Annotated in this window: 20 protein-coding genes and 1 pseudogene; 13 read left to right on the top strand and 8 right to left on the bottom strand. The window is 41.3% G+C overall.

Annotated elements, in window-relative coordinates; genetic code table 11:
- The first annotated feature begins 56 nt into the window (after window positions 1-56).
- The 3 genes from UYI_RS0117250 (at window position 57) to UYI_RS0117255 (ending at window position 2,269) form a co-directional block, all read left to right on the top strand.
- Entirely contained in the window at window positions 57-491 is a 435-nt protein-coding gene (locus UYI_RS0117250) for a QcrA and Rieske domain-containing protein (protein ID WP_016867893.1), read from the top strand.
- A 162-nt stretch (window positions 492-653) separates the two neighbouring features.
- The gene (locus UYI_RS36895) at window positions 654-800 is read left to right on the top strand and encodes a hypothetical protein (protein WP_157226358.1); all 147 of its coding nucleotides are present in this window, start codon (window positions 654-656) and stop codon (window positions 798-800) included.
- Between the two features lie 158 nt (window positions 801-958).
- Entirely contained in the window at window positions 959-2,269 is a 1,311-nt protein-coding gene (locus UYI_RS0117255; RefSeq protein WP_016867894.1) for a glutamate-5-semialdehyde dehydrogenase, read from the top strand.
- A gap of 603 nt (window positions 2,270-2,872) precedes the next feature.
- On the opposite strand, the gene UYI_RS0117260 is transcribed toward UYI_RS0117255, so the two are convergent.
- Window positions 2,873-4,288, bottom strand: a complete 1,416-nt coding sequence (locus tag UYI_RS0117260) for an isochorismate synthase (RefSeq protein WP_016867895.1) — start codon at window positions 4,286-4,288, stop codon at window positions 2,873-2,875.
- 298 nt (window positions 4,289-4,586) lie between these two features.
- Here UYI_RS0117260 and menA point away from each other — a divergent pair, with 298 nt between their 5' ends.
- From menA to UYI_RS0117275, 3 genes are all read left to right on the top strand, one after another.
- Entirely contained in the window at window positions 4,587-5,495 is a 909-nt protein-coding gene (gene menA, locus UYI_RS0117265; protein WP_016867896.1) for a 2-carboxy-1,4-naphthoquinone phytyltransferase, read from the top strand.
- 96 nt (window positions 5,496-5,591) lie between these two features.
- On the top strand, window positions 5,592-6,683 hold the full coding sequence (locus tag UYI_RS0117270) for an o-succinylbenzoate synthase (protein WP_016867897.1): 1,092 nt from the start codon (window positions 5,592-5,594) through the stop codon (window positions 6,681-6,683).
- Window positions 6,684-6,738: 55 nt separating this feature from the next.
- Window positions 6,739-8,187 (top strand): 2-succinylbenzoate--CoA ligase, encoded by a 1,449-nt coding sequence (locus UYI_RS0117275; protein WP_016867898.1) that lies wholly within the window; start codon window positions 6,739-6,741, stop codon window positions 8,185-8,187.
- A 44-nt stretch (window positions 8,188-8,231) separates the two neighbouring features.
- Here the strand turns inward: UYI_RS0117275 and UYI_RS0117280 are convergent, their stop codons facing one another.
- The 3 genes from UYI_RS0117280 to UYI_RS0117290 form a co-directional block, all read right to left on the bottom strand.
- Complete coding sequence (locus UYI_RS0117280) at window positions 8,232-8,678, bottom strand: acyl-CoA thioesterase (protein WP_016867899.1); 447 nt, start codon at window positions 8,676-8,678, stop codon at window positions 8,232-8,234.
- Window positions 8,679-8,967: 289 nt separating this feature from the next.
- Complete coding sequence (locus UYI_RS0117285; protein ID WP_016867900.1) at window positions 8,968-9,429, bottom strand: PPC domain-containing protein; 462 nt, start codon at window positions 9,427-9,429, stop codon at window positions 8,968-8,970.
- 108 nt (window positions 9,430-9,537) lie between these two features.
- Window positions 9,538-10,203 carry a ComF family protein gene (locus UYI_RS0117290; protein ID WP_016867901.1) on the bottom strand — a complete coding sequence of 222 codons (666 nt, stop codon included), beginning with the start codon at window positions 10,201-10,203 and terminating at the stop codon, window positions 9,538-9,540.
- A 278-nt stretch (window positions 10,204-10,481) separates the two neighbouring features.
- Between UYI_RS0117290 and UYI_RS0117295 the strand changes: the two genes are divergently transcribed.
- From UYI_RS0117295 to UYI_RS39035, 6 genes and pseudogenes are all read left to right on the top strand, one after another.
- Complete coding sequence (locus UYI_RS0117295) at window positions 10,482-10,874, top strand: Pepco domain-containing protein (protein WP_016867902.1); 393 nt, start codon at window positions 10,482-10,484, stop codon at window positions 10,872-10,874.
- A gap of 105 nt (window positions 10,875-10,979) precedes the next feature.
- A complete protein-coding gene (locus UYI_RS0117300; RefSeq protein ID WP_016867903.1) occupies window positions 10,980-12,875 on the top strand; it encodes an SUMF1/EgtB/PvdO family nonheme iron enzyme in 1,896 nt (631 codons plus the stop codon).
- Between the two features lie 192 nt (window positions 12,876-13,067).
- Window positions 13,068-13,409 carry a diversity-generating retroelement protein Avd gene (gene avd, locus UYI_RS0117305; RefSeq protein ID WP_016867904.1) on the top strand — a complete coding sequence of 114 codons (342 nt, stop codon included), beginning with the start codon at window positions 13,068-13,070 and terminating at the stop codon, window positions 13,407-13,409.
- A 1-nt stretch (window position 13,410) separates the two neighbouring features.
- Entirely contained in the window at window positions 13,411-14,469 is a 1,059-nt protein-coding gene (locus UYI_RS0117310; RefSeq protein ID WP_016867905.1) for an RNA-directed DNA polymerase, read from the top strand.
- A 24-nt stretch (window positions 14,470-14,493) separates the two neighbouring features.
- Window positions 14,494-14,541 (top strand): annotated as a pseudogene (locus tag UYI_RS40210) (hypothetical protein); the annotation flags it as partial.
- A gap of 64 nt (window positions 14,542-14,605) precedes the next feature.
- The gene (locus UYI_RS39035; RefSeq protein WP_235147965.1) at window positions 14,606-14,782 is read left to right on the top strand and encodes a hypothetical protein; all 177 of its coding nucleotides are present in this window, start codon (window positions 14,606-14,608) and stop codon (window positions 14,780-14,782) included.
- A 92-nt stretch (window positions 14,783-14,874) separates the two neighbouring features.
- Here the strand turns inward: UYI_RS39035 and UYI_RS0117315 are convergent, their stop codons facing one another.
- The 4 genes from UYI_RS0117315 to UYI_RS0117330 all read right to left on the bottom strand — a co-directional run bounded on the left by UYI_RS0117315 (window position 14,875) and on the right by UYI_RS0117330 (window position 23,500).
- Complete coding sequence (locus UYI_RS0117315; protein ID WP_016867906.1) at window positions 14,875-15,387, bottom strand: GNAT family N-acetyltransferase; 513 nt, start codon at window positions 15,385-15,387, stop codon at window positions 14,875-14,877.
- A gap of 119 nt (window positions 15,388-15,506) precedes the next feature.
- Window positions 15,507-21,431 (bottom strand): ATP-binding sensor histidine kinase, encoded by a 5,925-nt coding sequence (locus UYI_RS32840; RefSeq protein ID WP_081589241.1) that lies wholly within the window; start codon window positions 21,429-21,431, stop codon window positions 15,507-15,509.
- Window positions 21,432-21,837: 406 nt separating this feature from the next.
- Window positions 21,838-22,437 carry a tRNA-(ms[2]io[6]A)-hydroxylase gene (miaE, locus tag UYI_RS0117325; RefSeq protein WP_016867908.1) on the bottom strand — a complete coding sequence of 200 codons (600 nt, stop codon included), beginning with the start codon at window positions 22,435-22,437 and terminating at the stop codon, window positions 21,838-21,840.
- A gap of 412 nt (window positions 22,438-22,849) precedes the next feature.
- Window positions 22,850-23,500: an Hsp20/alpha crystallin family protein gene (locus UYI_RS0117330; protein WP_016867909.1), complete on the bottom strand. Its 651-nt coding sequence runs from the start codon at window positions 23,498-23,500 to the stop codon at window positions 22,850-22,852.
- On the opposite strand from UYI_RS0117330, the gene UYI_RS0117335 reads away from it, so the two are divergent.
- Complete coding sequence (locus tag UYI_RS0117335) at window positions 23,499-24,383, top strand: SMP-30/gluconolactonase/LRE family protein (protein ID WP_016867910.1); 885 nt, start codon at window positions 23,499-23,501, stop codon at window positions 24,381-24,383. The genes UYI_RS0117330 and UYI_RS0117335 overlap by 2 nt on opposite strands.
- The last annotated feature ends 360 nt before the right edge of the window (window positions 24,384-24,743 follow it).

A 24,743-nucleotide genomic window follows, 5' to 3' on the forward strand; every position in this document is an offset into this window, starting at 1 on the left:
GCTACTCGCGAAAGCAACGTGACGCGCCAGAGTGAAAAACCACTGAAAAACAGTTTATGAATCGTCGTGAATTTATCGGTTGGGTAAGTGTGGGGAGTTTAGCTAGTTCTCTACCTGTAGTCATTGCAGCTTGTTCTTCTGAAACAAAATCCCAATCAACTACCACTCCCGTGCGTGCTGATGGTTTTCAGGTAGTTGGCACAGTAGCAGATTTAGACAAAAACGGTCAACTCTTGAATGATAATACTGCTGGCAAGGTATTGGCCATTAAAGATCCTAGTAATAATACCAAGGTCATTGCCGTCAACCCCACTTGCACCCACAAAGGTTGTGTTGTGGAATGGAAACAAGACCAAAATGCTTTTGTCTGTCCTTGTCATGGTTCTAAGTTTGCTAGCGATGGCAAAGTGACAAATGGCCCAGCAGATCAACCTCTAGCTACCTACATAACCAAAGTGGAAGGTAATGAAGTATTGGTGAAAGGAAGTTAAGAGTAATTTGTCATTGGTAATTAACTATCAACCACTAACTACTAGTTCACCAAATTGATTTTGACAGTTTGGCTAGTGAAAGGAAGTTAAGAGTAATTTGTCATGGGTCATTTGTCATTGGTAATTAACTATCAACCACTAACCACTAACTAATGTACAGACGTGCCATGGCACATCTGGTACAACAACCAACAACCCTACCCTGACGGGAAGCCACTACCCTGCCTTAAGCCGCTACCTGCGGAAGCCGCTTCGCGTCTACGCGTCTACGTGTCTACGGGTTCGCCAGTCCCCCTACCCTTACCTTAAGCCACTTCGTGTCTACGTGACGGAGACCGCCTTTTTGGGGGGCTGGTCTCACCAACAACCAACTATCAACCACTAACCATTAACCACTAATTGTTTTTCCCCGCTTCCCCTAAATTGATACGATGGGAAAACGGCATAGATTTAGGTTGTTGTGTGGCATGAATATTTCTGGTGATAACTCATCAAACCTAGTTGCAATAGCTAAAAAAACCCGTTTGGCGGCACTCAAACTCGCAGTTTTATCAACGGAGGCCAAAAATCAAGCGCTCGAAGCGATCGCTCAAGCTTTAGAATCAGCAAAAGATGAAATCTTGCAAGCGAATGTTGCTGATTGTCAAGCTGCTGCTACTGAAGGTATTGCGAAACCACTTTATAAACGCTTGCAGTTAGATGAGTATAAGTTAAAAGATGCGATCGCAGGAGTCAGAGATGTCGCTAAACTTGCCGATCCTGTGGGTGCAGTACAGATTCACCGCGAACTAGATACAGGCTTAATTCTCAAGCGCATCACTTGTCCATTGGGAGTTTTAGGTGTGATTTTTGAAGCACGTCCTGAAGCGGCAATTCAAATTGTGGCTTTGGCAATCAAATCAGGTAATGGCGTTATTCTCAAAGGCGGCAAAGAAGCAGTTCGTTCTTGTGAAGCTATAGTCAAAGCAGTTAAACAGGGATTATCTGCAACTGCTGTTAACCCAGATGTGGTGCAGTTATTAACAACTAGAGAAGAAACTTTAGAACTTTTAAAATTAGATAAATATGTAGATTTAATTATTCCTCGAGGTTCTAATTCTTTTGTACGATTTGTGCAGGAAAATACCCGCATACCTGTACTAGGACATGCCGATGGTATCTGTCATCTCTATATAGATAAAGCCGCTGATTTAAAGAAAGCAATTACTATAACTGTTGATGCCAAAACACATTATCCGGCTGCATGTAATGCCATCGAAACTTTGCTAATTCATAGTGAAATTGCTGCGGATTTTCTACCAAAAATTGCTGAGGCTTTGCAAGCCCAAAATGTCGAATTAAGAGGCGATGAACGCAGCCGCGAAATTCTACCAAGTCTCAAATTAGCTACAGAAACAGACTGGGAAACTGAATACAGCGATTTGATTTTGGCTATTAAAATTGTAGATTCTTTAGAAGAAGCGATCGCTCACATTAATGATTACGGTTCTAAGCATACCGATGCGATCGTCACTGAAGATGCAAAGGCGGCTGAAACTTTCCTAGCACTAGTAAATGCCGCAGGAGTATACTACAACTGTTCTACCCGCTTCGCAGATGGTTTCCGTTATGGTTTAGGTGCTGAAGTCGGAATAAGCACCCAACAAATGCCACCTCGTGGGCCTGTTGGTTTAGAAGGATTAGTTACATACAAGTACCAATTAACAGGTGATGGTCATATTGCCGCTAATTACACTGGTGCTAATGCCAAATCTTTTACTCACAAGGATTTGGCATAAAATATCGCTTTTTCCTGATTCAACTTAGTGCCTTAGTGTCTTGGTGGTTCAATAGGATTTCTTTTTTCACCACAAAGACACAAAGACACAAACAAAAGTGTTGTTCAAATATGTGTGAGTTGCACGAGAAAATGAGGAAAGCACAATTAATTTTGAAACAGCATAGATTGGTTACTTAATGTTATTGTGCTTCCTAAGTTGTTACGTAATTTTAAATTGAGATCGGTAAATGGTAGGTAGTGCTTTTAGCACCGCTGGTTAAGCTTCTTCAATATATTACCTGAGATAATAAATAAAAAAAAGTAGCCTTAGTTGCCAGTTTGGCACTTTTGGCTGTGGAGAAGGCGATAAATACTTATGATATATTTTACTAATACATTGATATGTTCGATTTCACATTTGTGTTGTATACTTGCAGTTCAAAAAACACAGGACAAAAAATAAGGTACGATGCGATCGCCTAAAATTTTCAAGGTAGAGGTATGGGGATGTAGGGAAAAAGTAAACACCTATTGACTCACTTATATCTTGATTTCCAAGCAAGTTCTTTCCCTTACACCCTTACACCCAGTCTCAAGGGACAAACTTGGTGTGTAAGTCCTATTAAACTAATGCTTTCAGCAACGCTTGCAGCTTGAGTTGAATTTCAGCCAGTTCTTTTTCCGGATCAGAACCTGCAACAATACCAGCACCAGCGTAAAGTCTAGCGCGATCGCCATCTATGAGTGCGGAACGAATACCAACAATAAACTCACAGTTACCATCTGCGTCTATCCATCCCAAGGGTGCAGCGTATAAACCCCTCTCAAAGCTTTCGTAACGACGAATTTCCACACAGGCTGCATCTGGCGCAGTACCTGCAACTGCTGGTGTGGGATGGAGTTGGGAAACTATCTTTAATGGATGCACTTCATCAGGAACTATGGCACTAATTGGTGTCCATAAGTGCTGAATATTAGATAATTGTCGCAAGCGGGGCGGTAATATTTGCGGTAATAAACCTAGTTGTGAGAGGCGTTGAGTAATAAAATCAATTACTAGGGAATGTTCGTGTCTTTCTTTTTCACTGTTGAGTAAGCGATCAGCATTGGTAGCATCTTCCGCAGGTGTTTTACCTCGTGCTGCGCTACCCGCTAAAGCATCGGTGATTAATTGTTGGTTGTGAATACAGATTAAACGTTCTGGACTCGCACCAATAAAGTTTTGTCCTTTGCCGTTACTTGTAGAGAAAATATAACAATTCGGATGTAGCTGTCGCAAGTTATGGAGGGAATTAAACAAATTAAATGGGGTATTGGATCTAACGTCTAGTGCATCTGCTAGCACAATTTTACTGACATGGGTAGAGCGAATCGTTTCTAATGCTGACAATACCGAACGTTTGAATTTTTCTGGATTAGCAACGGATTTTTTACTAAACTTTGGCTCTTGAAAATCTTGGTGAGGAGAATAAAATTCCCAAGAGTGAATAATTTCAATTTTTCTCCAGAGCATCTGCAATATTTTTTCAATATTGACGTCAGCATGGATGATAAAATTGGCAACTAAGATACAGCATTCTTCTTTAACAGCTATTTGCCAATGAGGAAGAAAAACGGTAGCTGCTGGAAATGGATAATTTTCTTGTTGATTTATATCAAAAAAACTAAAACCACAAAAAAATAGAGGTTTGGAAAAACTTCTTTCTGTGCTGCCAAAATTAATTATATTTTTTAAACAATACTTGATAAATCCTTCAGATTTGCTAAACCGTTCCTTGCCCTCTATTTGTAATTTTGCTACAGCACCAATTGCAGCGATCGCTTCTTTTTTGCCCTTGTTTTCCCAATAAAAATTTAGTTGATGTGGTTGTGCCAGTTTATTAAGTACTACCAAGGGGTCAACCAAGTTAATTTCTAGCGAAATACTGGCAATTTGGGTGGAATTACTTTTTCTACTCTTCCGCTGAGCAGCAACAAGAAATTGGTATAGTTCCCTATTATATACACAAAAGTCAGCGGCACATGGTGAAACTGTCATGGATCTAAAAATAGTAAATTTTTTTGAAGTAATCTTCCTAAACAGTGATAAATCATGGTCGTATTTCTACAGGTAACACAAACAGTCGCTGTTTCACCAGCGTGTTGGCTCTGCCAAATTATGGTTTTGCAATACCATGTGTGGCATAGTCTAGCTTTGTGGTGCAGATTGTGGCATTAGCAAGAAATTAATCGCAAACGTAGAAAAATCTTTCTTGAGATGTTACCTGTAGATAGACTGGATAAAACCAGAAATTTTGGACATAAGAAAGTGCTAACAATATAATTAATTGCGACTGATGACTACAAATCTGATTTCATATCCCAAAAATAATGCCAAAAATAAATTATGGATGGCGGCAATCAAACCGCCGATGTACAGTGTTGCAATTATGCCCATCTGGGTAGGAACGGCTGTTGCATTTGCGGAAACAAAAATTTGGAATTGGGCTGTTTTTTCTGTTTTCTTAGCTGCGGCAATTTTAATTTTGGCATGGGAAAACCTCAGCAATGATGTCTTTGATTCTGAGACAGGAATTGATCAAAATAAACATCATTCTTTAGTGAACTTAACTGGTAACAAACTATTAATATTTTGGTTAGGAAATATATTTTTATGTTTAGGCTTGCTGGGAATACTAGCGATCGCTTGGTGGCAACATGACTGGACTGTAATTGGGTTAATTATGGTCTGCTGTGCTTTGGGATACGCTTACCAAGGTCCTCCCTTTCGTTTAGGATACCAGGGTTTGGGGGAAGTCTTGTGCTTTTTTGCCTTTGGGCCAATTGGCATGGCGGCAGTATACTACAGCCAAACTCAAAGTTGGTCACTACAGAATTTAGCGGCTTCAGCGATTGTTGGTATCGCCACAACTCTAATTTTGTACTGTTCGCACTTTCACCAGGTTAAAGACGATTTAGCAGCAGGGAAGCGATCGCCCATTGTCCGCCTGGGAACTCAAAGAGGCGCACAACTCCTTAGTTGGTTTACTGCTAGCATTTACGCCCTCACCTTGGTATTTGTACTCACAGCAATTTTTCCCACATGGACATTACTGAGTTGGGTGAGTTTACCCTTCGCGATCAAATTATGCCGTCACGTCCAGCAAAATCATCACAACCCAGAACAAGTCAGTAACTGTAAATTCATCGCCGTCGCCGTCCATTTTTGGTGTTGCTTGCTGTTTGGTGTGGGATTTCTGCTTTGACAACGCGATTTGATTTTGAAACTGACTCGTGGTGATTATCCTTAGTCATTGGTCATTTGTCATTACAAATGACGAAATTTATTTGATCTAGAGGTAGTGAATTATCAATTTGACTTTCGTCCTTACCAACGAAAATTTGTACACCCAGTTGCTACCAGTCACGGTGTCTGGGAGATCCGTGAAGGTATTATTCTTCGCCTCACAGACGAAACTAACAAAGTAGGTTGGGGAGAAATAGCGCCGATTAGCTGGTTTGGTTCCGAAACCCTAGCACAGGCTTGGGATTTTTGTTGTCACCTACCACAAGAAATTACAGAGGAAACAATTTTTTCCATTCCCGATCAATTACCGGCTTGTCAATTTGGATTTGAATCAGCACTTTGGGAAATGAAAGAGTGGAATAGTTGGAGAATGGGAGACAAAAGAATTCTTCTTTCTCCCCATCACCCCACCTCCCCATCACACCTCCCCATCACCCCACCTCCCCATCACACCTCCCCATCACCCCATCCGGCCACCTCCCCCCATCCCCTCCTCACCCACAGCGCTTTACTACCCGCAGGAGAAGCAGCACTACAAGCGTGGGAAAATTTGTGGCAGCAGGGGTATTCTACTTTTAAGTGGAAAATCGGGGTTTATCCTACGCCTGTTGAACTAAAAATTTTAGATTTACTCACGCAAAGCTTACCAACCTCTGCAAAACTGCGATTAGATGCTAATGGTGGATTGAATCAAGAGGAAGCAAAGTTGTGGTTGGAGAGTTGCGATCGCCTCAAAGTCAATATTGAATTTCTCGAACAACCCCTATGTGTAGATCAATTTCCGGTAATGTTGGAGTTGAGTCAACGCTATCAAACAGCGATCGCTTTAGATGAGTCTGTTGCTACACTCCCACAGCTAAAGTACTGCTTTCAACAAGGTTGGCGAGGAATTTTTGTCATTAAACCAGGAATCGCCGGTTCCCCATCTCGCCTCCGTCAGTTTTGCCAGCAGCATGAAATTGATGCAGTGTTTTCTTCTGTATTTGAAACTGCCATTGGTAGAAAAGCTGCCCTGCAAGTAGCAGTAGAATTATCGAGACACAACCGGGCAATGGGTTTTGGTATCAATCACTATTTTGTTGAGGATGAGGGGGTGGGGAGATGGGGGAGTGTGAGGAGTATGAGAGGTGGAGGAATTACCAACTAACTACTAACCACTAACTACTAACCATCAACAACCAACCACCAACAACCAGCCACAAATGGAGTTTTTAGGAAATTTTACTTTGGTGTGCGATCGCAGTGATGAACTGCCACAGTTAACTGAACAATGTTATATAGAATTAACGCAATTTTCCCAATGCCAAACACTACCAAAAATCATTTTAGCTGAATGCGAACCGACGCGATTTTTAGCAGGTTTAATCGCTGCTGTGACTGCTAAATGTCCTGTTTTTCTTTGTAATCCTAATTGGGCAAAACAGGAATGGCAACAAGTATTTGATTTAGTGCAGCCAGATATTATTTGGGGAACAGCTGCAATGATGGGGAGGTGGGGCGGTGGGGTGATAGGGAGACAACTTTCCTCCATCACCCCTACCCTACGGGAAGCCGGTTGTGCGTCTACACCCCATCTTCCTATCTCCCTATCTTTTAATTACCCACATATCATGATTCCCACCGGAGGTTCATCAGGCAAGATTAAATTTGCTGTTCATACCTGGGAAACTCTCACAGCTTCAGTACGCGGGTTTACAGAATATTTTCAACTAGAAAAAATCAATTCATTTTGTGTATTGCCTTTATATCATGTCAGCGGTTTGATGCAATTTATGCGTTGTTTTACCACTGGTGGTAAATTGGTAATTTCACCTTTTAAAGAAATAGCAGAGTATCAATTAAATCAATTTGAAGCAGCAGAATTTTTCATATCTTTAGTACCAACTCAGCTACAAAGTTTGCTGCAAAATTCAGATTTAACAACATGGCTATCCCAATTTCAAACAGTGCTTATAGGAGGGGCGCCAGCTTGGGATGAAATTTTAGAAAAAGCGAGATATTACCAAATCCGCCTTGCTCTTACCTATGGTATGACAGAAACTGCTTCTCAAATTGCTACACTCAAACCAGATGATTTTCTCAATGGGAAAGTTAATAGTGGTCAAATTCTTCCTCATGCCAAAGTTATAATTTGCAATGATAAAGGTGATATATTAAATACTAACCAAGCAGGAAATATCACTATTCAATCAGAATCTTTAGCCCTTGGTTATTATCCCCTAGCTGCTAACCAGCAGCCCCTAGCCCCTACTTTTTCTACAGATGATATCGGCTTTATAGACAACAATGGTTATTTAAATATAGTAGGGCGTAACAGCGATAAAATCATCACAGGTGGAGAAAATGTCTACCCTACAGAAATAGAATCAGCAATCAAAGCAACTGCAATGGTGAGTGATGTTTGTGTTGTAGGCATTCCAGATCAATATTGGGGACAAGCTGTAACAGCTATTTATGTTCCTAAAAACTTAAATTATTCTGTAGCAGAAATTCAAAATTTACTCAAAGATAAACTTAGTAAATTTAAACTTCCTAAATACTGGATTTCTGTGGAAAATTTACCCCGCAATTCTCAGGGTAAAATTAACCGCCAGCAGTTACGGGCAATAGCTTTAGATAACATTTTGCAACGCAGAGGGACGCAGAGGTAGACGCACCAGGTAGCAGAGTTTTTATACATGAGAATTTTAAGTTTTCAAATCGCTTCTCTCGATTTTCTTCTCTCTGCTTTCTCTGCGTCTGGTGCGTTTACTTCTAACCATTCAATCATCTGCTGAGGTAACTCTGTTTTTTGTCTGCTAGTCACATCAATGCAAACATGCCTAGTAAACGCCTTAGCTACCATTACATCTGCTACTACAATTTCGTAGTTGATTTCAAACTTTTCAAGACTCAGTTTTTGTGGCATTAAACTAACGATTAATTTATCACCACAAAACATTGGGCGAAAAAAGTCAGCATTAGCATGAACAATAGGAAAAGCTACTGGTGGATTACTAAAAAACTCCTTAAGATTAATACCAGATGCTTCTAAAGATTCTTCATAAACTTCATGACAAATACTTAAAACATTAGCAAAGTAAACTACCCCAGCAGCATCAGTATCTTGAAAGCGAACAGTGCGATGATAAGTAAAAGTCATACCCATTCCCTTTAAACGTGAAACACATTTGTGTTGTACCAGACATGCCGTGGCACGTCTGGTACAGGATTTAAATGTATCGTGATCAACGTGAAATGGTATCATTTGTAGCAACTAAAATAACGGTAGACACAAATCAAGTAGATGTTTTTTGTATATTATGCTGGCGCGAATGAGCGCTAGTGGTTAATTTCATTAATTTATGATGATCCGCGAGATCCCCGACTTTTTAAAAAGTCGGGGATCTCGACTTAGACCACTAGTTAGATGCTCAAATCTAAATCCTAAATTATTTGACTGGTTGTAATCGCGTTACTTTGAGTTTAAAACCTCCTACTCCAGTTTCGCCAAAAGACCGGACGCGAACAATGTAAGTTCCAGGTTCTGTAATGCGGGTGAATAACAAGGAATTACTGCTACCATCAGGACCATCATCATTTTCTGCTACTGTCGTGCCGTCTGGAGCCAGTAAAGTGACAATACTGTCAAAGCTTTCAGAACTAAGATCAACCGCCAGATTATCGCCCTTTTTCAGAGTTACCATATAATCACGGGCAAATCCACCCTGACCTGTGGGAATATCTTTTTCTGACAGCGTATCGGAAACTTCATAACTGCCAGGTAGAGGAATTGGGTTATACAACTTATTAACTTGAGCAAAAGCTGCTGTTGAACTTAAACCAATTGCCAGCAAAGAGGCAGGAATGAAAGCGATCTGTTTTAAACTCACTACAAAAGCCTGACTTCTCATCCCTAAAAGTTTTCCCACAAACTAAGCGTGATTGGCCCAATTATAGTTGTCTCTGGCACAGCTTGCCCACGTATGATTCAGTTATCAGTTATCAATTATCAGGGTGTATCAGGGTGATAAATGTTTGCTGTTGACTGATTTCACACTGATGGCAACTGCTACTAAACCATAAACACTTATCCCACTTTCACGAAGTATCTGCATAGCAGACCTGGCAGTTGCACCTGTAGTGTAAATATCATCTACTAATAGCACTGGAGTTTTTGGACGCAGACAAAAGTCTTTCCCTAATCCAAAGGCTTCATTTAAATTTTCTTCTCGTTCTGATGCAGATAAGTCAAACTGTGCTTGAGTTACTTTAATTCTTTCTAAGCCATGTTTTTTTAATTGTAACCCAGTTACTTCGCAAAAGCTTTGACCTATGAGTGCAGCTTGATTATAGCCACGTTGCTTGAGCTTTTGAGCATGAAGTGGGATCGGAACAACTACTAAATTATGATCGCACCCGTGATGTGATAGCCATGCTTGTGCTAATAATTGACCCAACAGACGAGCGATTTCGGGGTGATTTTCGTATTTCATTGTAGCGATCGCTCGTTTGAGGATACCGCTATATGTACCCCAAGCAAATATCGGCAGAGAGTGTGTGTTGGGATTATGACATTTTTGCAGTTGGCGAATACAGTTGGGACATAGTTCTTGGGAGGTGGAACGTTGGCACAAAGGACAATTCTCTTGGAGAAAGAGGTTGAGTAGGTTTTTCCAATTGATCATTTGTCATTAGTCATTGATCATTGGTTATTTGTAACAAATATTTCTCTAAATATATGTAGGGTGAGCGATCGCCCTTCTCTATTACTATTTAATCCCATTTAATGGGACGTTTCAATAATTTCTATTAAAAAAATATTATACTTGGATTAGTCTTGTTAAATGGGACACTAATCACTAATGTACAGAGGCAATTAATCGCACAGAGGCGATTTATCGCACAGACGTAATTAATTGTACAGACGCGATTTATCGCGTCTCTACCCACTAATCAACAAACTATGTCAACAGAAATTCCAACTCCAAAACAAATCTGGATTATTACTGAAGAAGTTGCTGAAACTGCTACTTCTGTGGAAACTACGACTACTGGTGCAAGAAGCAGTCGTGATTTAGGCGGAATACTTGGTGCAGAAGTTACGGAAACGACAGAATTCAAGTTCACCAGGTATAAAGCTGTGGAAGTAGACCAACTCAAGCAGGAAATGTCAGGATTTTTGCAGGCGATGCGAGAAATTCTTGAAGAAGCGGACCCGCCAAATTCTAAAATCCAACTTGAGGAGGTGGAGTTATCTGTAGAAATTAATGGCGAAGGAAAAATCAGCCTGTTTGGGGTTGGTGGAAAAGCGGGAGGTAAGGGTGCGATGACTTTCAAATTCAAGCGACGTTCATAGTCAGCACTTTAGTGCTTGAATATTTGAGGACTAAAGTCCTCACTACAAACGCCGCAAAGTTAGTTTGGCGGACTATTAGTAATTAAATATGGGTAGGAATTGGGCATGGGTAGGAATTGGGCGATCGTTGTCGGCATAAACAATTACAATAATCTTCAGCAACTCAAGTGTGCCAAGCGAGATGCTGAAGCAATGGAAACTTGGTTCCAAGATGAAGCCAGGTTTGATGCAGTTTTGAAGTTTACCGAAGATTCTCCCACGATTTATCAAGTAGACATCTACAAAGCTAATCCGCCGATACCAACTCAGCCTACCTACGGTAATTTTCGCCGTTTTTTACGGGCAAACTTTGAAAAACCACTGTTGGAAACAGGAGATAATCTTTGGTTTTTCTTTGCTGGACATGGTTGTCGTGAAAATGACCGTGACTATCTCATGTTTTTGGATAGTGATCCAGGAGATGTAGAACATACGGCAATCCCAATTGATTATGTTACCCAAAGATTGCGCCGCAGTGGGGCTGATAATGTAGTCTTGTTTTTAGATGCTTGCCGTAATGAAGGAGGTAGAGGCGGTTTAGGAATTGGTAAAGAACATCCAGGAGTGATCACGTTTTATTCTTGCAGTCCTCAAGAGAAAGCCTACGAAATTGAAGCTTTAAATCAAGGATCATTCACTCATGTCTTGCTAGAAGCTTTGCGGATACAAGGAGAGGGTAATTGTGCTACTGTTGAACGGCTCAACCAACACTTGTATAATTCTGTTCCAGAACTAAATCGTCGCTACAATCAGCCTAGACAAACTCCATACACTGTTGTTGATCCTGCAACCAAGCTGCATTTGATTCTTTTACCCAAGCAAGCAACCCTAAAAGATGTCGCTATCCTCAAAACCGATGCATTTGAAGCTGAAGTGCAAGGAAACCTAGAACTAGCTGAACAATTATGGATTCGAGTGTTAGCAGTTTCGAGCGCAGACCGACAGGCGATTAATGCGATTAAAAGAATTGGTTCAGGTCAAGGACAACCGATTCCACATCCAAACCCTGAAACTGTAATTTCATCAACTACTCAACCTGTCACTTCCTCAAGAGGAGACACACCAACCCCAAAAAATCAATTACCGATTTTTCAGTTTGAGATCATCACTGTTAACGACAGAGGTAAAGAAATTAGGCGAGACAAACGTCAAGCCGAATATTTCACTGAAAATCTTGGCAATGGTGTCACCTTAGAAATGGTTGCTATTCCTGGTGGAAGCTTTACTATGGGCGCACTAGAAAATGAAGAAGGAAGTACTGATGATGAACGTCCCCAACACCAAGTCACTGTTCAACCCTTCTTTATCGGTAAATATCCCATTACTCAGGCGCAGTGGCGAGTAGTCGCAGCATTACCCAAAGTAGAACGGGATTTGAAGTCAGATCCTTCTTTTTTTAAAGGTGATCGTCTCCCGGTAGAATGCGTGACTTGGTATGATGCTGTCGAGTTCTGTGCTAGACTGGCGCGAAAAACAGGACGTGATTATCGCCTTCCCAGTGAAGCTGAGTGGGAGTATGCTTGTCGCGCAGGAACGACTACGCCATTTCATTTTGGTGAGACGATTACGACAGACTTAGCAAATTATAGAGGTACAGATATCAGAGAATATAAATGGTCAGGCTCTTATGGTAATGCTCCCAAGGGAGAATATCGAGAGCAAACCACTCCTGTAGATAGTTTTCCACCTAATGCCTTTGGACTTTACGATATGCACGGGAATGTCTGGGAGTGGTGTCAAGATACCTGGCATGAAAACTATCAAGGAGCGCCAACAGATGGCAGAGCTTGGCTAAGTGAAAATGAAAATGATAATGATAATTATTATCGGCTGCTGCGCGGTGGTTCTTGGTTCGACATTCCTGGAAATTGCCGTTCTGCCAATCGTAACAGGCTCAACCCAGACGACGACCTCTTCATCGGGTTTCGGGTGGTCTGTTTCGTTGCGCCGAGGACTAAATAGCCCTTGACACTTTTGCACTTTTACCCTTTCCCCTTCTTCTTTTTGCCCTTTCTAAGCGTAGCGGAGCGGAGCGATCTAAAATTTTTTTAAATTTGATAAAACTCAAATTATTCTTTTTTAATTCTACTTTAAAAGTGTGTAAAATACAATTTTTAGAATATAAAGTCTGTTTTGCATTCTTATTAAAAATCAATGGAAGAATTATCAATTATTCAAAAAACCTATGATTTAATTAAATGGTACGTTCCAATCCTCAACGGTCTGCCCAATTCTCATAAATTTACTTTAGCAAACAGAATAATTAATGAATTGTACGATTTATTAGATGGTTTAATCATTGCTCGTTATACTAAGGATAAGCTAAATAAATTAGAATCGTTAAATAGTCAATTAGATATTTTACGTTATCAAACACGTCTGTTATTTGATTTTAAATTAATTCCAGTACATAGATATGAATATGCAGGAAAATTAATCAATGAAATTGGTCTGGAATTAGGTGGATGGATTAAACAGCAGAATAAGTTAAAATAATATGAAACGCTACAGCAACCTTTATTCTCAAATTGCTGCTTTTGACAATATCCTCGTAGCAGCGAGAAAAGCACAAAAGGGTAAAAGATTTAGAGAAAAAGTGTTAGCTTTCAACTATAATTTAGAAGGTGAACTGACAAAATTGCAGCAGGAATTAACTAAGAAAACATATCAACCTGGTACTTATAGAACCTTTTTTATTAAAGAACCAAAAAGTCGCATGATTTCTGCCGCTCCTTACCGTGATAGAGTAGTACATCATGCTTTATGTAATGTTATTGTTCCTTTAATTGAACCCACATTTATTTCTGATTCATACGCTAATCGGTTAGGATTTGGTACTCATCGCGCTTTACATCGCTTTACTCATTTTGCTCGTAGTAGTTGCTATGTACTTCAATGTGATATTCAGAAATATTTTCCCAGCATCGACCACGAAATTTTGAAAAATCTACTCCGCCGAAAAATTAAATGTCAGGATACTCTCTGGTTAATTGATACTATCATCGACAACAGTAACGAACAGTTAGCAGCAATTGAGTATTTTAAATCAGATGATTTATTAACACCAGTACAAAGACGTCGGGGTTTACCAATTGGAAATCTTACCAGTCAATTTTTTGCGAATGTCTATCTCAACACTTTTGACCACTTTGTTAAAGAACAACTCCAAGTAAAAAAATATCTTCGTTATGTCGATGACTTTGCCTTATTTTCGGATGACAGGGGGTTTTTAACCGAAGTAAGATTAGCTATTGAAGAGTATTTAGCTCAGTTAAGACTCAAAATTCATCCGGTAAAAAGTCAATTATTTGAAACAAAGCACGGCGCTAATTTTGTTGGTTTTCGCATCTTGCCAGACCGCATCCGAGTACGTGCAGAAAACTTGCGAAGGGCAAAACGCAGATTGAGAAAAATGCAACTTGACTACATTCACGGTAAGATTAGCCAAGAGAAAGTATCCCAATCAATTCAGAGTTGGTATGCTCATTTAGAGCATGGAGATACTTGGCAGTTGCGTCAACAGATATTTGCTGCACTCGCTTGGACGAGGGAGTAAAGAAGGGACAGGCAACTCCGGCTGCTGCGCGGTGGTTCTTGGAACAACAATCCTGAAAATTGCCGTTCTGCCAATCGTAACAGGAACAACCCAGACAACGACAACAACAACATCGGGTTTCGGGTGGTCTGTTTCGTTGCGCCGAGCGCTCTTCTGTGCCAGAGTCGGCGTATGGGAATGCGTCGAGCGTGCCAAAGAAGAGTCCAGACCTGTTCCTGCGATGTCGGCGACGACATCCGAAAATCAAACTGGTTTGGGTAGCCTGGTAGGTGTCAAAGCTGAACGGTTGCCCAACCTATATCAAGTTTGTTAGTTGCTTATGATCAAAAACCTCACCCCGCCCTAGCGGGCACCCCTCTCTTCTAAATCCAAACAAGGCTGATGCGATCGCACCTCTTAAGATAATTAACAGCCATACCCTCCAGCATCAAAAATACTCGCTAGCACTTTCACATAAACCCGATCGCACCGTGTTGTCTCTACACCTGTTGTTGGTAGATAACCATTGCTTTCATATAACTTAACTGCTTCAGCTAAAACACTGGCAGTTTCAATCCAAATTTGCTGAAAACCACGCTTGGCGATCGCACCTTCCAACTCTTGTAACAAATATTTCCCCAACCCCACACCCCTAACACTCGGCACAAGATACATTTTCCTAATTTCTACAGCTTTTTCGCCCCTTTTTATGGGATAATATGCCCCCGTACCTACAACTTGATTTTGGTATTCAATTACCCAAAACTCCCCATCCGTAGCTAAATAACATTCTTCCACTTGCAACACATCCCGATCAGCACCATCAGGTTCCCAACCTAAACCATATTCTGCTAACACCCACCGAATAACTTCAGAAGCAGGAATGCGATCGCCTTCTTCCCAATCACGAATCAAAAAATCTTTGTAATAACTATTCATTGTAGTTATTTGTCATTTGTCATTAGTTAGTGGTTAGTGGGTACAGACGCGATTAATCGCGTCTGTACATTAGTAGTTAGTTGTTCACTACTCCCCATCCCCCCACCTCCCCACTGCCCCTAATCCCCACTCCCTTGGGGGAGTGGGGGCCCCGAGTTCCCCACCTCCCCACCTCCCCACACTCCCCACCTCCCCACACTCCCCACCTCCCCATTGATCGGTAACGAAATTACAAACTCCGTACCTTCTCCCAAAACAGAATTAACCTCAATTGTCCCGCCATGTTTGTCAACCACAATTTGTCGTGCGATCGCTAACCCTAATCCCGTTCCCTTACCAACCCCTTTGGTAGTAAATAAGTGGTCAAATATGCGGTTTTTCACATCTTCACTCATCCCCTCACCATTATCAGCAATTGATATTTTCACGTTGTTATTTTCGACTGAGGTTTTAACTGTTATTCTGTGAGGATTTGCTTTCATATCCTCGAAAGTACGCCCTGTACTTGCTTCATCTAAAGCATCGATCGCATTTGCCAGAATATTCATAAATACCTGATTTAATTGTCCAGGAAAACACTCTATTTGAGGTAACTTTCCGTACTCTGTAACAACTTCAATTGCTGGACGTTGTTCATTGGCTTTAAGGCGATGTTTGAGAATTAAAATTGTACTATCGATACCTTCGTGGATGTTAAATGCAACTTTATAATCTTTATCGGCACGGGAAAAAGTTCTTAAACTAGTGCTGATATTTTGCAATCTGTCGCACGCCATCACCATTGCATCTATCATCTTCGGCAAGTCTTCTAAGCTATAGTCCAAGTCAATTTCTGCGGCATGTTCAATAATTTCTTTGCTGGGATTGGGTAAAGTTACTTGATATAATTTCAGGTGTTCGCTAATATCGGCAACGATGGGTTTAGCTTGTTTAAGCGTAGCAAAAATAAAGCCGAGAGGATTATTCATTTCATGGGCTACCCCGGCTACTAAATTACCTAGTGCAGACATTTTCTCATTTTGGATAATTTGTAATTGGGCTTGTTGTAAATCTTGTAATGCTTTTTCTAATTCTTGGGATTTTTGTTTAACAGCAGCTTCTGCTTGTTTACGTTCTGTGATATCTAATAACAAACCATCCCAAATAATCGTGCCATCGGTTTGTTTGACTGGACGAGATGCAGCTTCAACCCATTTGACTTTACCGGAAGGGGTAATAATTCGTCCTTGATATTGCCAAGGTTGTAAAGTTTGAGATGAAATTACTACAGTCTCTTGATAATGGGCTATGTCCTCTGGGTGAGACAAGGAAAGTAATCTGTTAGCGTCTGCAACTGCTTCTTCTGGTGAAACTTCGTAAATCCCATAGCATCCAGGGCTGATGTAGTTAAATTTAGCGATACCTTCTGGAGAAAGTTGGAACTGGTAAATCATACCGGGGGCATTTTCTGCAAGTCGTAAAAAACGGGCTTCACTTGCCTGTAAATTAGTGTATAGTTGAGCCTTTTCTAGGGATATAGCTGCTTGAGTGCAAAGTAAGTTAATTACTTGCAAGCGATCGCTTGTAAATACTCCAGATGTCTGTTGATTTTCCAGATATAAAATACCTACTAAATGCCCTTGGTTAATAATTGGGGTACATAATACACTCTTGGGTTTATATTCGAGCATATATTGACCAATTAGCCCAGGAATATCTGTTTGACAATTATCTATGACAACAGTTTCTTGGGTATTTTTGACATAATTAATTATTCTTCTTGGTATATATTCACAAGTATCGGTTGATTCTGAAACCAGAATACTTTGGATTTCACCTTGTGGTTTGTTCTTGTGGCTAATAAAAGTAATTGCTCTTACTTGGCAAGTATTTTCTTGGATAAGAATTAAGACGGTTTTTTTCGCACCAGAATTTTCTAAGATAATTCGTGTCAGGTTAATAATTAATTCTTCTAATTCGATGCTGCTGGAAATTGCTTGAGCGGCTTTGATCACAGAAGTAAAATCAAGAATATCGGCAATACTACTGCTACCTGTAGTGGAAGTGTGAGTTGATCTAGAAGTGGAACTACGGGTGATAGTCGCAATCGTTTCCAAAGGATTGAGATTGAGTCGTCGTTGTTGCAGGATGGGTTTGAGAAGTTGGGAATAGCGTTGTTCTAAATCATTGGTCTTGGCTTTTGCTCCCCAACGTGCGTAACAATAATACGCTTCCTGCATATATGCTTGGGCAACTTTTTCTTTGTTCCAGTCGAGGTAGAACTTGGCTGCGAGTTCATTGGCGATCGCTGCTTCCTGAACATAATCATTAGCGATCGCTTCTTGGATAGCCATTTCGTAATAATCTGCGGCTTGTAGCTTATCGCCACTTACACGGGCTTGTTCAGCCACAATTAAATTGTATTTATGCTGGTAATTGACTGGCGCATGGTGTGCCCATTCCTGCATTTTTGCTTGATTTTCGGTAACTTTCTGGAGATAAAGCTGTTGCTGTGCTTCATTTGCTTGATGACAAAGGGCTAACAAACTCAGAGATTGATAGAAATTCCGCAAAGGAACTATTAATAAGCCTGCTGCACCCTGTTCATACTGCTCAAATTTTTGGGAATATTCCCAAGCAGATTCGTATTCACCAAACAGATAAGCCAGCAGTGATTTGGCGAGATAGACATAACAAATACCATTAATATTGTTAGTTGCAATCAAAGTCGGCAACATCTCTACCTCGTTAAAATTCTCGCCATTTAATTGACAGGGATTGACAGCTTCGCCTTGCAAATTTTTCACAGTCTGCCGCCAGATATTTCCCCAAATCAAAGATACTTCTTGTTTAATTTGCTGCATCATGTCGCAATATTTATCTGCTTCTTGGGCAGCATTTTCTAGGTTTTCGCCACTCCAAAAGAGAAACTGACAATAGCAATTAGCACAATAGCCGACATATTCTAAATTTCCGGTTTCCAATCCACTTTGCAACCCATCTAAAAATAAACTTAATGTGGATTTAATTGCATCTTTCCAGTGTTTAATAAACAGACTATATGTGAGATAAACTCTACTTTTAAGTTCTTTAGTTTGAAATTTATCTAACAGTTGTACCGCCAATCGACCAAACTGATACCCATCTTCAATAGCACCAATACTACACAAGAATAATCCATAAAGACTATAAGCAATAGCTGCCTGGGGTGAGTTGCCATGCTGGATACAAATCCTGATCATGGTAAAAATCTTCAGCGGCAGCAACATCGGTTTGGCTATATAAACCGGGGCAAATAAACCCGATAAAATACGAAGTGCAACCAAGTATTTTGAATTAGTAATTTCTGGCATATCTACCAACGCAGCAATCGATTGATTCATCAACAATTGCTGCAACTGCTGATGTTCAGCAAAAATCATTTGAGTGTTACTGTCTTCAGGCAAAGTCAAGTCTAGTAATTGCAGTGCTTCTTTACCTGTAGCGATCGCTTCCAGGAATTTATTTTGCGCCGTATAAGATTGGATTTGAATCTCATAGGTACGAACTTTTTCCAAGGGAGATTTAGCGTTTTTGAGGAGAATATCTACTAAAGATTTTGATGATTCAAAATTTGTATTCAGGTATTCTGCTTCAGCCGCAGATTCGTAAATAGCTAGAGTCAACTCGTAGCTGCTTTGCCAAGAATTTATTGGTAAAAGATCCATTGCTACTTGGAAATACTCCACCGCCGCGCCGTAAGCAGTCGAGTTTTTGGCTTTACAACCAGCTATCAGATTTAACCGAGAAAGATGTTTTCGTTCGTCAGGTTCCGCGATTAACTCCACTCCATAATTGAGTTGGTTAACGATCGCAAAAATTCCTTCCTCTTGCTGGTCTGTTGGTGTATTCTGCAACAACAATCGCCCAATTTTCAGGTGTGTTGACTGTTTTTCTACTTCTGGAATCAGTGAATAGGCAGCTTGTTGGACGCGATCGTGGAGAAACCGATAGGCGACATTTTCGATTTTCTCTGTATTTACACTTAGCTCATCGTGATTAAAATAAAATTTATATACCTCAGTTTGCGGCAGAATCAATCCTTCCTGTAACGCTTTCCACAAAGCCGCCGCCGCATCCGCTTCTGATTTTTCTGAAACAATCGCCAAGGTAGCTAAATCAAATTGGTTGCCAATACAAGCCGCTAACTTGAGAACCTGTTGGGTTTGGCTAGGCAATTTCTGCAACTGCTGCGCCATAAATTCCACCACATCATCAGTGAGAGACAGCGCATGAATTTGGGTAATATCACATTCCCACCCTCCTTCCTTCGCAACGGGGGATGAAACGTGGTTAAACCTAATGTATCCATCTTCGTGTAACGCTTTGAGAAACTGCGTTGTGAAAAAGGGATTACCTTTGGTTTTGCGATCAATTAATTCCGTCAGAGGTTGCGATCGCTGAGTTGAACAATGCAATGTATCGGCAACCAACTGATTCGTATCATCAAAAGTAAGGGGGGCGAGAGTAATAGTATTGACAGTCTTCCCAGCTTTCTTCAGTTCCTCCACCGTCAAGATGAATGGGTGTACTGGTGAAACTTCATTGTCACGATAAGCCCCCAACAACAGCAGATACCCCTTATCCCCCATCAGCAGTTTGATCAACTGAACAGAAGCCGAATCTGCCCATTGTAAGTCATCCAAAAACATCACCAGTGGATGTTCTACAGTCGTAAACACTTCAATGAACTTTTGGAACAGCAAATTAAACCGATTCTGTGCTGCACTACCTGAAAGTTCGGGTGCGATCGGTTGTTTGCCAATCACCCACTCTAGTTCGGGAATAACTTCAATTAGAACCTGTCCATTGTCTCCCACCGCTGCCAAAATCTTGGTTTTCCAGGTTTGTAGTTGGGTATCAGATTCCGATAGTAATTGCCCCATCAAATCCCGTAAAGCCTGCACAAAGGCAGAAAAGGGAATGTTGCGATTAAACTGATCAAACTTACCTTTAATGAAATACCCTTGCTGACGGGTAATTGGCTTGTGGACTTCATTAACAACAGCCGTTTTACCAATACCCGAAAATCCCGCCACAAGCATCATTTCAGACGTGCCATCCGCGATGCGATCAAAAGCATCAAGTAACGCCTGCACTTCCACTTCCCGTCCGTAGAGTTTTTCAGGGATGAGAAAGCGATCGCACAAATCCCGCTTAGCAATTTCAAAATATGTAATTTTGCCAGTATCTTTTAGTTGACGCAAACAAGTTTCTAAATCGTGCTGTAATCCCAAAGCACTCTGATATCTATCTTCGGCATTTTTCGCCATTAGTTTGCTCACAATATCCCATAATACTTGGGGAATCTCTTGTTTGTTCCTCCGTGTCGGCATTTTTGCAATATGACAATGCACCAACTCCATCGGATCATCAGAGATAAAAGGTAACTCTCCTGTTAATAACTCATAAAACGTGACACCAAGAGAATAAAAATCGCTGCGATAGTCAATCCCCCGGTTCATCCTGCCAGTTTGTTCCGGGGAAATATAAGCGAGAGTTCCTTCTAAACCATTTGGACTTTTAATTTCTTGGGTTTCTTTGGGAAGTAATGAAGCGATACTAAAGTCGATCAGTTGAACTTGTTTTGTTTGAGGATGAATCAGAATGTTCGCGGGTTTAATGTCTTTGTGGATGACGCGATTTTGGTGTAAATCGTGGAGAATATTGGTTAATTGGATTGCTACTGCCAAAAATTCTTCCAGAGACAGAGTAGTATTTTTGATGTACTCTCGTAAAGAAATTCCCCCAGTATCCGCCATCACCAAAATATAACCATTTCCATAGGCTTCTAATGACAAGGGATGAATGATACCGGGAATATCGAGATTTTTGCTAATGGTGTATTGATTGCGAAATTGCAGTAATTCGTTGAAACTGGGATATTCAGAGGCAAGAAGCTTAATAACCACTGCCAGAGAATCTTTTTCCCTCATCCCTCGATATACCAAAGTTCTGGAACCAGTGTACAAATGTTCGTTAATTTCATACCCGGAGATGACAGGAGCGTGATTTATGGTACTCATTTATACTTGCCTCGTGTTGCAGATTCACTTTTGCCTCACGAAATTAGTATTCCCATAAACTAAATGCGATAAACACAGATGCACACAGATAAATCATCGGTGTTCATCCGTGTGCATCGGTGTTCGCCTTCCCAAAAAATATCGGACTCATGAGATAACTTACAGCCACAACCAAAATCGATGAATAACGAACACAGATGTACACAGATAAATCATCGGTGTCCATCCGTGTGCATCGGTGTTCGCCTTCCCAAAAAATATCGGACTCATGAGATAACTTACAGCCACAACAAAAATAAATGAATGTCGAACACAGATAAACACAGATGCACACAGATAAATCATCGGTGTTCGTCAAAGTTTTTACCAGCTAGAGTAATGTGATTGATACCAGTAATCATAACTCTTAACTATGAATTCTCGGTTCCGGATGTAAATTCACTAGCAATTCACTCTCAATAATTGCTAACTCATCTAATCTTTTAGTGACAATTTCACGGTCAAAATAAGTATCAGCCAACACCCAATAAGTACCGAAGTGTCTTGCTTCCGATGCCATCAAACCATGATAAAATTTCGCTAATTTTGGCTCAGGGCAATGAGTCGCTAATAATCCCAAGCGTTCGTGACTACGTGCTTCTATTAAACCACTGACCAACAAAGAATCTAAAAAGCGATCGGGTTCTTTGGAGCGAATTTGGGCTTTTAAACCTGCACCATAGGGAGGTGGAGTGAGGGGGCGCATGGGTATATTTCTATCTTCTAGCCATTGATTTACTTGTTCAAAGTGTTCGAGTTCTTCGCGGGCAATTTTGGTTAGTTCCCGCACCATCTTGGCATTAGAAGGATAGCGAAATATCAAGTTTAACGCCACACCAGCAGCTTTGCGTTCACATTGAGCATGGTCGAGGAGGATAATATCTAAATTGGATATTGCCTGTTCTACCCAAGCAGAACTGGTAGGTTGTTTGAGGATGTTAATTGTTGGTAAAGCAGAAGACAGCACAGTCAAAACTTAGAAATCTCTACTTTATTTTAAATTGAGTCCAACATTCCACCCAAACAACAAACAACCATCAACCACTAACTACTAACCCTACCCTTACCTTAAGCCACTACGTGTCTACGGGTTCGTCAGTCGCTCATGGGGGACTCACCGGCCCCCACGACCGACAGGGAGGAGCCAGTGCGGTGGACGGGTTTCCCGGCATAAAGCACCTGGCGTTGGGGATTGGGGGCTAGGGGCCCCCTTTGGGGTTGGGGGAGGGACCCCCTTGGGGCGCGCTGACTCACCACTAACTACTAATCATAAAAAAACCGCTTTCGCGGTCTAGAATTGAATTTCTAGAAAACGAAGGCGGTGAATTCATGTCACACAAACCAACCAATGAGGCAAACTTTTGATTTGATCAAGCTAATTAAGCAGCTTGAGATTCTTCAGTTGGGGTTGTTGCAAATGGCTCGGTAGTGTTATCTGCTAAATTGATTTTGACTACCTTCTGACGCGCTTCAACAACTTTAGGTAATGTCAGTGTCAGTATACCGTTTTTGTACTCTGCTTGCACTTGGTCATTTTGAATTGCTACTGGTAGAGGAATTACTCGTTGGAATTTACCATAACGAAACTCTGAACGGATATGACCTTTGTTCTCGTAACGTTGTTCACCAGCGATCGCAACTGCTTCTGTTGTTACCTGAATATCTAAGTCTTTTGCTTCCACACCAGGAATTTGAACCCGCAAAATTAGGTTATCATTCGTATTTTGGAGTTCAACCGCTGGTTTCCAAGCCATTTCTGGCTGACGCTTTACTTTCAACATATCGTCAAAAATTCGATCCATTTGACGGTGTAAAGGATCAATTTCTTGGAAAGGTTGCCAACGAATAACAGCCATTTTTAATCTCCCCTGATCGCCCTTGATTTTTGACTTTTGATTCATACATCTATGATGGCGACTCTCCATTGAGGAGTTAGTGAGGTAAACCGGATGGTTTTGGGCGTGAATACCAGCTTTATGCGTAGGATAATAGTGCAAACCAACTCCCAGAGAACTTGGTAGCAACCTCATGAGCCAATCAGTTCAAAATGTACTTACTGCCCGTGCCCGCTTAGGCGAATGTCCTGTGTGGGATGTTGAGCGCCAGCAACTTTTTTGGGTTGATATTTATAATCACCGAGTCCACCAGTTTGATCCTGCCACTGGGCAAGATCGCTATTTCGATACAGGCGATATGGTTAGTGCGATCGCTCTAGCAGACAGTGATCGACTGCTGCTGGCGCTGCGCGATCGCCTTGCCTTTCTCAGTATCCCCACGGGCGAAATCACGACCTTATACCAGATTGAGTTTCCCCATCCCGACACCCGCTTCAACGATGGCAAATGCGATCCCCAAGGGCGCTTTTGGATCGGTTCTGTCAGCGAAGTACCAGGACAGGCGGCACTTTACCGCTATGATCCAGATGGTTCCCTACACGTCATGGAAACAGGGCTAACAATCTCCAACGGCTTAGGCTGGAGTCCCGATGGATCAACGTTTTACTTAACTGATTCCGCCCAACACCAAATCTATGCCTATGACTTTGAGGCAAAAACAGGAACCATTGCCAATCGCCGCATCCTAGTTGACCTTAGTAACGAAACCGTAGAACCGGATGGACTGGCGATCGACTGCCAAGGCAATCTCTGGTCTGCACTGTGGGATGGGTGGTGCATTGCCTGCTTTAATCCAGCAGGACAAGAAATCCTGCGGGTAAAAATGCCAGTGCAGCGCCCTACTAGTCTCGTCTTCGGGGGCAGCAACTTGAGTGACCTTTACATCACCTCTGCGTCAGTTGGGTTGAGCCAGACTGAGATTCAACAGGGGTTCTACGCCGGAGATTTATTTTGCCTCTCAACCAACTTCTCCGGAATGCCTACTCAACAGTTTTTGGGTTCGCCAAGAGTACAGTAATCGCGGTATATAGCGCTTCTCATTTTGATGAAGTACAAATTTATCAGTGTATATTTATGTACCCTGCCAGAAGCCTATGCACACGTCTACATCGGTGTACATCGGTGTACATCTGTGTTCGTTTTTTTCGCTCATCTATGTACCCTGCGGCAAACCTATGAGCGCGTCTACACTTTTTCCCTGTATGGCACTCAACTACAAACCGCTATAGAGAAATTTTAGTCTTAAAGAATCAAACAGAACTTTTCGGTCTACTATTTCACCACATTGATTTTGATAGGTTGGCCAGATCCCCGACTTTTTTAAAAAGTCGGGGATCTAACCCCTCGCAACTCCTCAAAACTTATGTGGTCGAGCTGA

This window comes from Fischerella muscicola PCC 7414, assembly GCF_000317205.1.
GTDB lineage: Bacteria > Cyanobacteriota > Cyanobacteriia > Cyanobacteriales > Nostocaceae > Fischerella > Fischerella muscicola.

Coding starts and splice junctions, on each gene's coding strand:
- UYI_RS0117250 (WP_016867893.1), top strand. CDS start 57: ATGAATCGTCGTGAATTTATCGGTTGGGTAAGTGTGGGGAGTTTAGCT.
- UYI_RS0117255 (WP_016867894.1), top strand. CDS start 959: ATGAATATTTCTGGTGATAACTCATCAAACCTAGTTGCAATAGCTAAA.
- UYI_RS0117260 (WP_016867895.1), bottom strand. CDS start 4,288: ATGACAGTTTCACCATGTGCCGCTGACTTTTGTGTATATAATAGGGAA.
- menA (WP_016867896.1), top strand. CDS start 4,587: ATGACTACAAATCTGATTTCATATCCCAAAAATAATGCCAAAAATAAA.
- UYI_RS0117275 (WP_016867898.1), top strand. CDS start 6,739: ATGGAGTTTTTAGGAAATTTTACTTTGGTGTGCGATCGCAGTGATGAA.
- UYI_RS0117280 (WP_016867899.1), bottom strand. CDS start 8,678: ATGACTTTTACTTATCATCGCACTGTTCGCTTTCAAGATACTGATGCT.
- UYI_RS0117285 (WP_016867900.1), bottom strand. CDS start 9,429: ATGAGAAGTCAGGCTTTTGTAGTGAGTTTAAAACAGATCGCTTTCATT.
- UYI_RS0117290 (WP_016867901.1), bottom strand. CDS start 10,203: ATGATCAATTGGAAAAACCTACTCAACCTCTTTCTCCAAGAGAATTGT.
- UYI_RS0117295 (WP_016867902.1), top strand. CDS start 10,482: ATGTCAACAGAAATTCCAACTCCAAAACAAATCTGGATTATTACTGAA.
- UYI_RS0117300 (WP_016867903.1), top strand. CDS start 10,980: ATGGGTAGGAATTGGGCGATCGTTGTCGGCATAAACAATTACAATAAT.
- avd (WP_016867904.1), top strand. CDS start 13,068: ATGGAAGAATTATCAATTATTCAAAAAACCTATGATTTAATTAAATGG.
- UYI_RS0117310 (WP_016867905.1), top strand. CDS start 13,411: ATGAAACGCTACAGCAACCTTTATTCTCAAATTGCTGCTTTTGACAAT.
- UYI_RS0117315 (WP_016867906.1), bottom strand. CDS start 15,387: ATGAATAGTTATTACAAAGATTTTTTGATTCGTGATTGGGAAGAAGGC.
- UYI_RS32840 (WP_081589241.1), bottom strand. CDS start 21,431: ATGAGTACCATAAATCACGCTCCTGTCATCTCCGGGTATGAAATTAAC.
- UYI_RS0117335 (WP_016867910.1), top strand. CDS start 23,499: ATGAGCCAATCAGTTCAAAATGTACTTACTGCCCGTGCCCGCTTAGGC.
- UYI_RS0117330 (WP_016867909.1), bottom strand. CDS start 23,500: ATGAGGTTGCTACCAAGTTCTCTGGGAGTTGGTTTGCACTATTATCCT.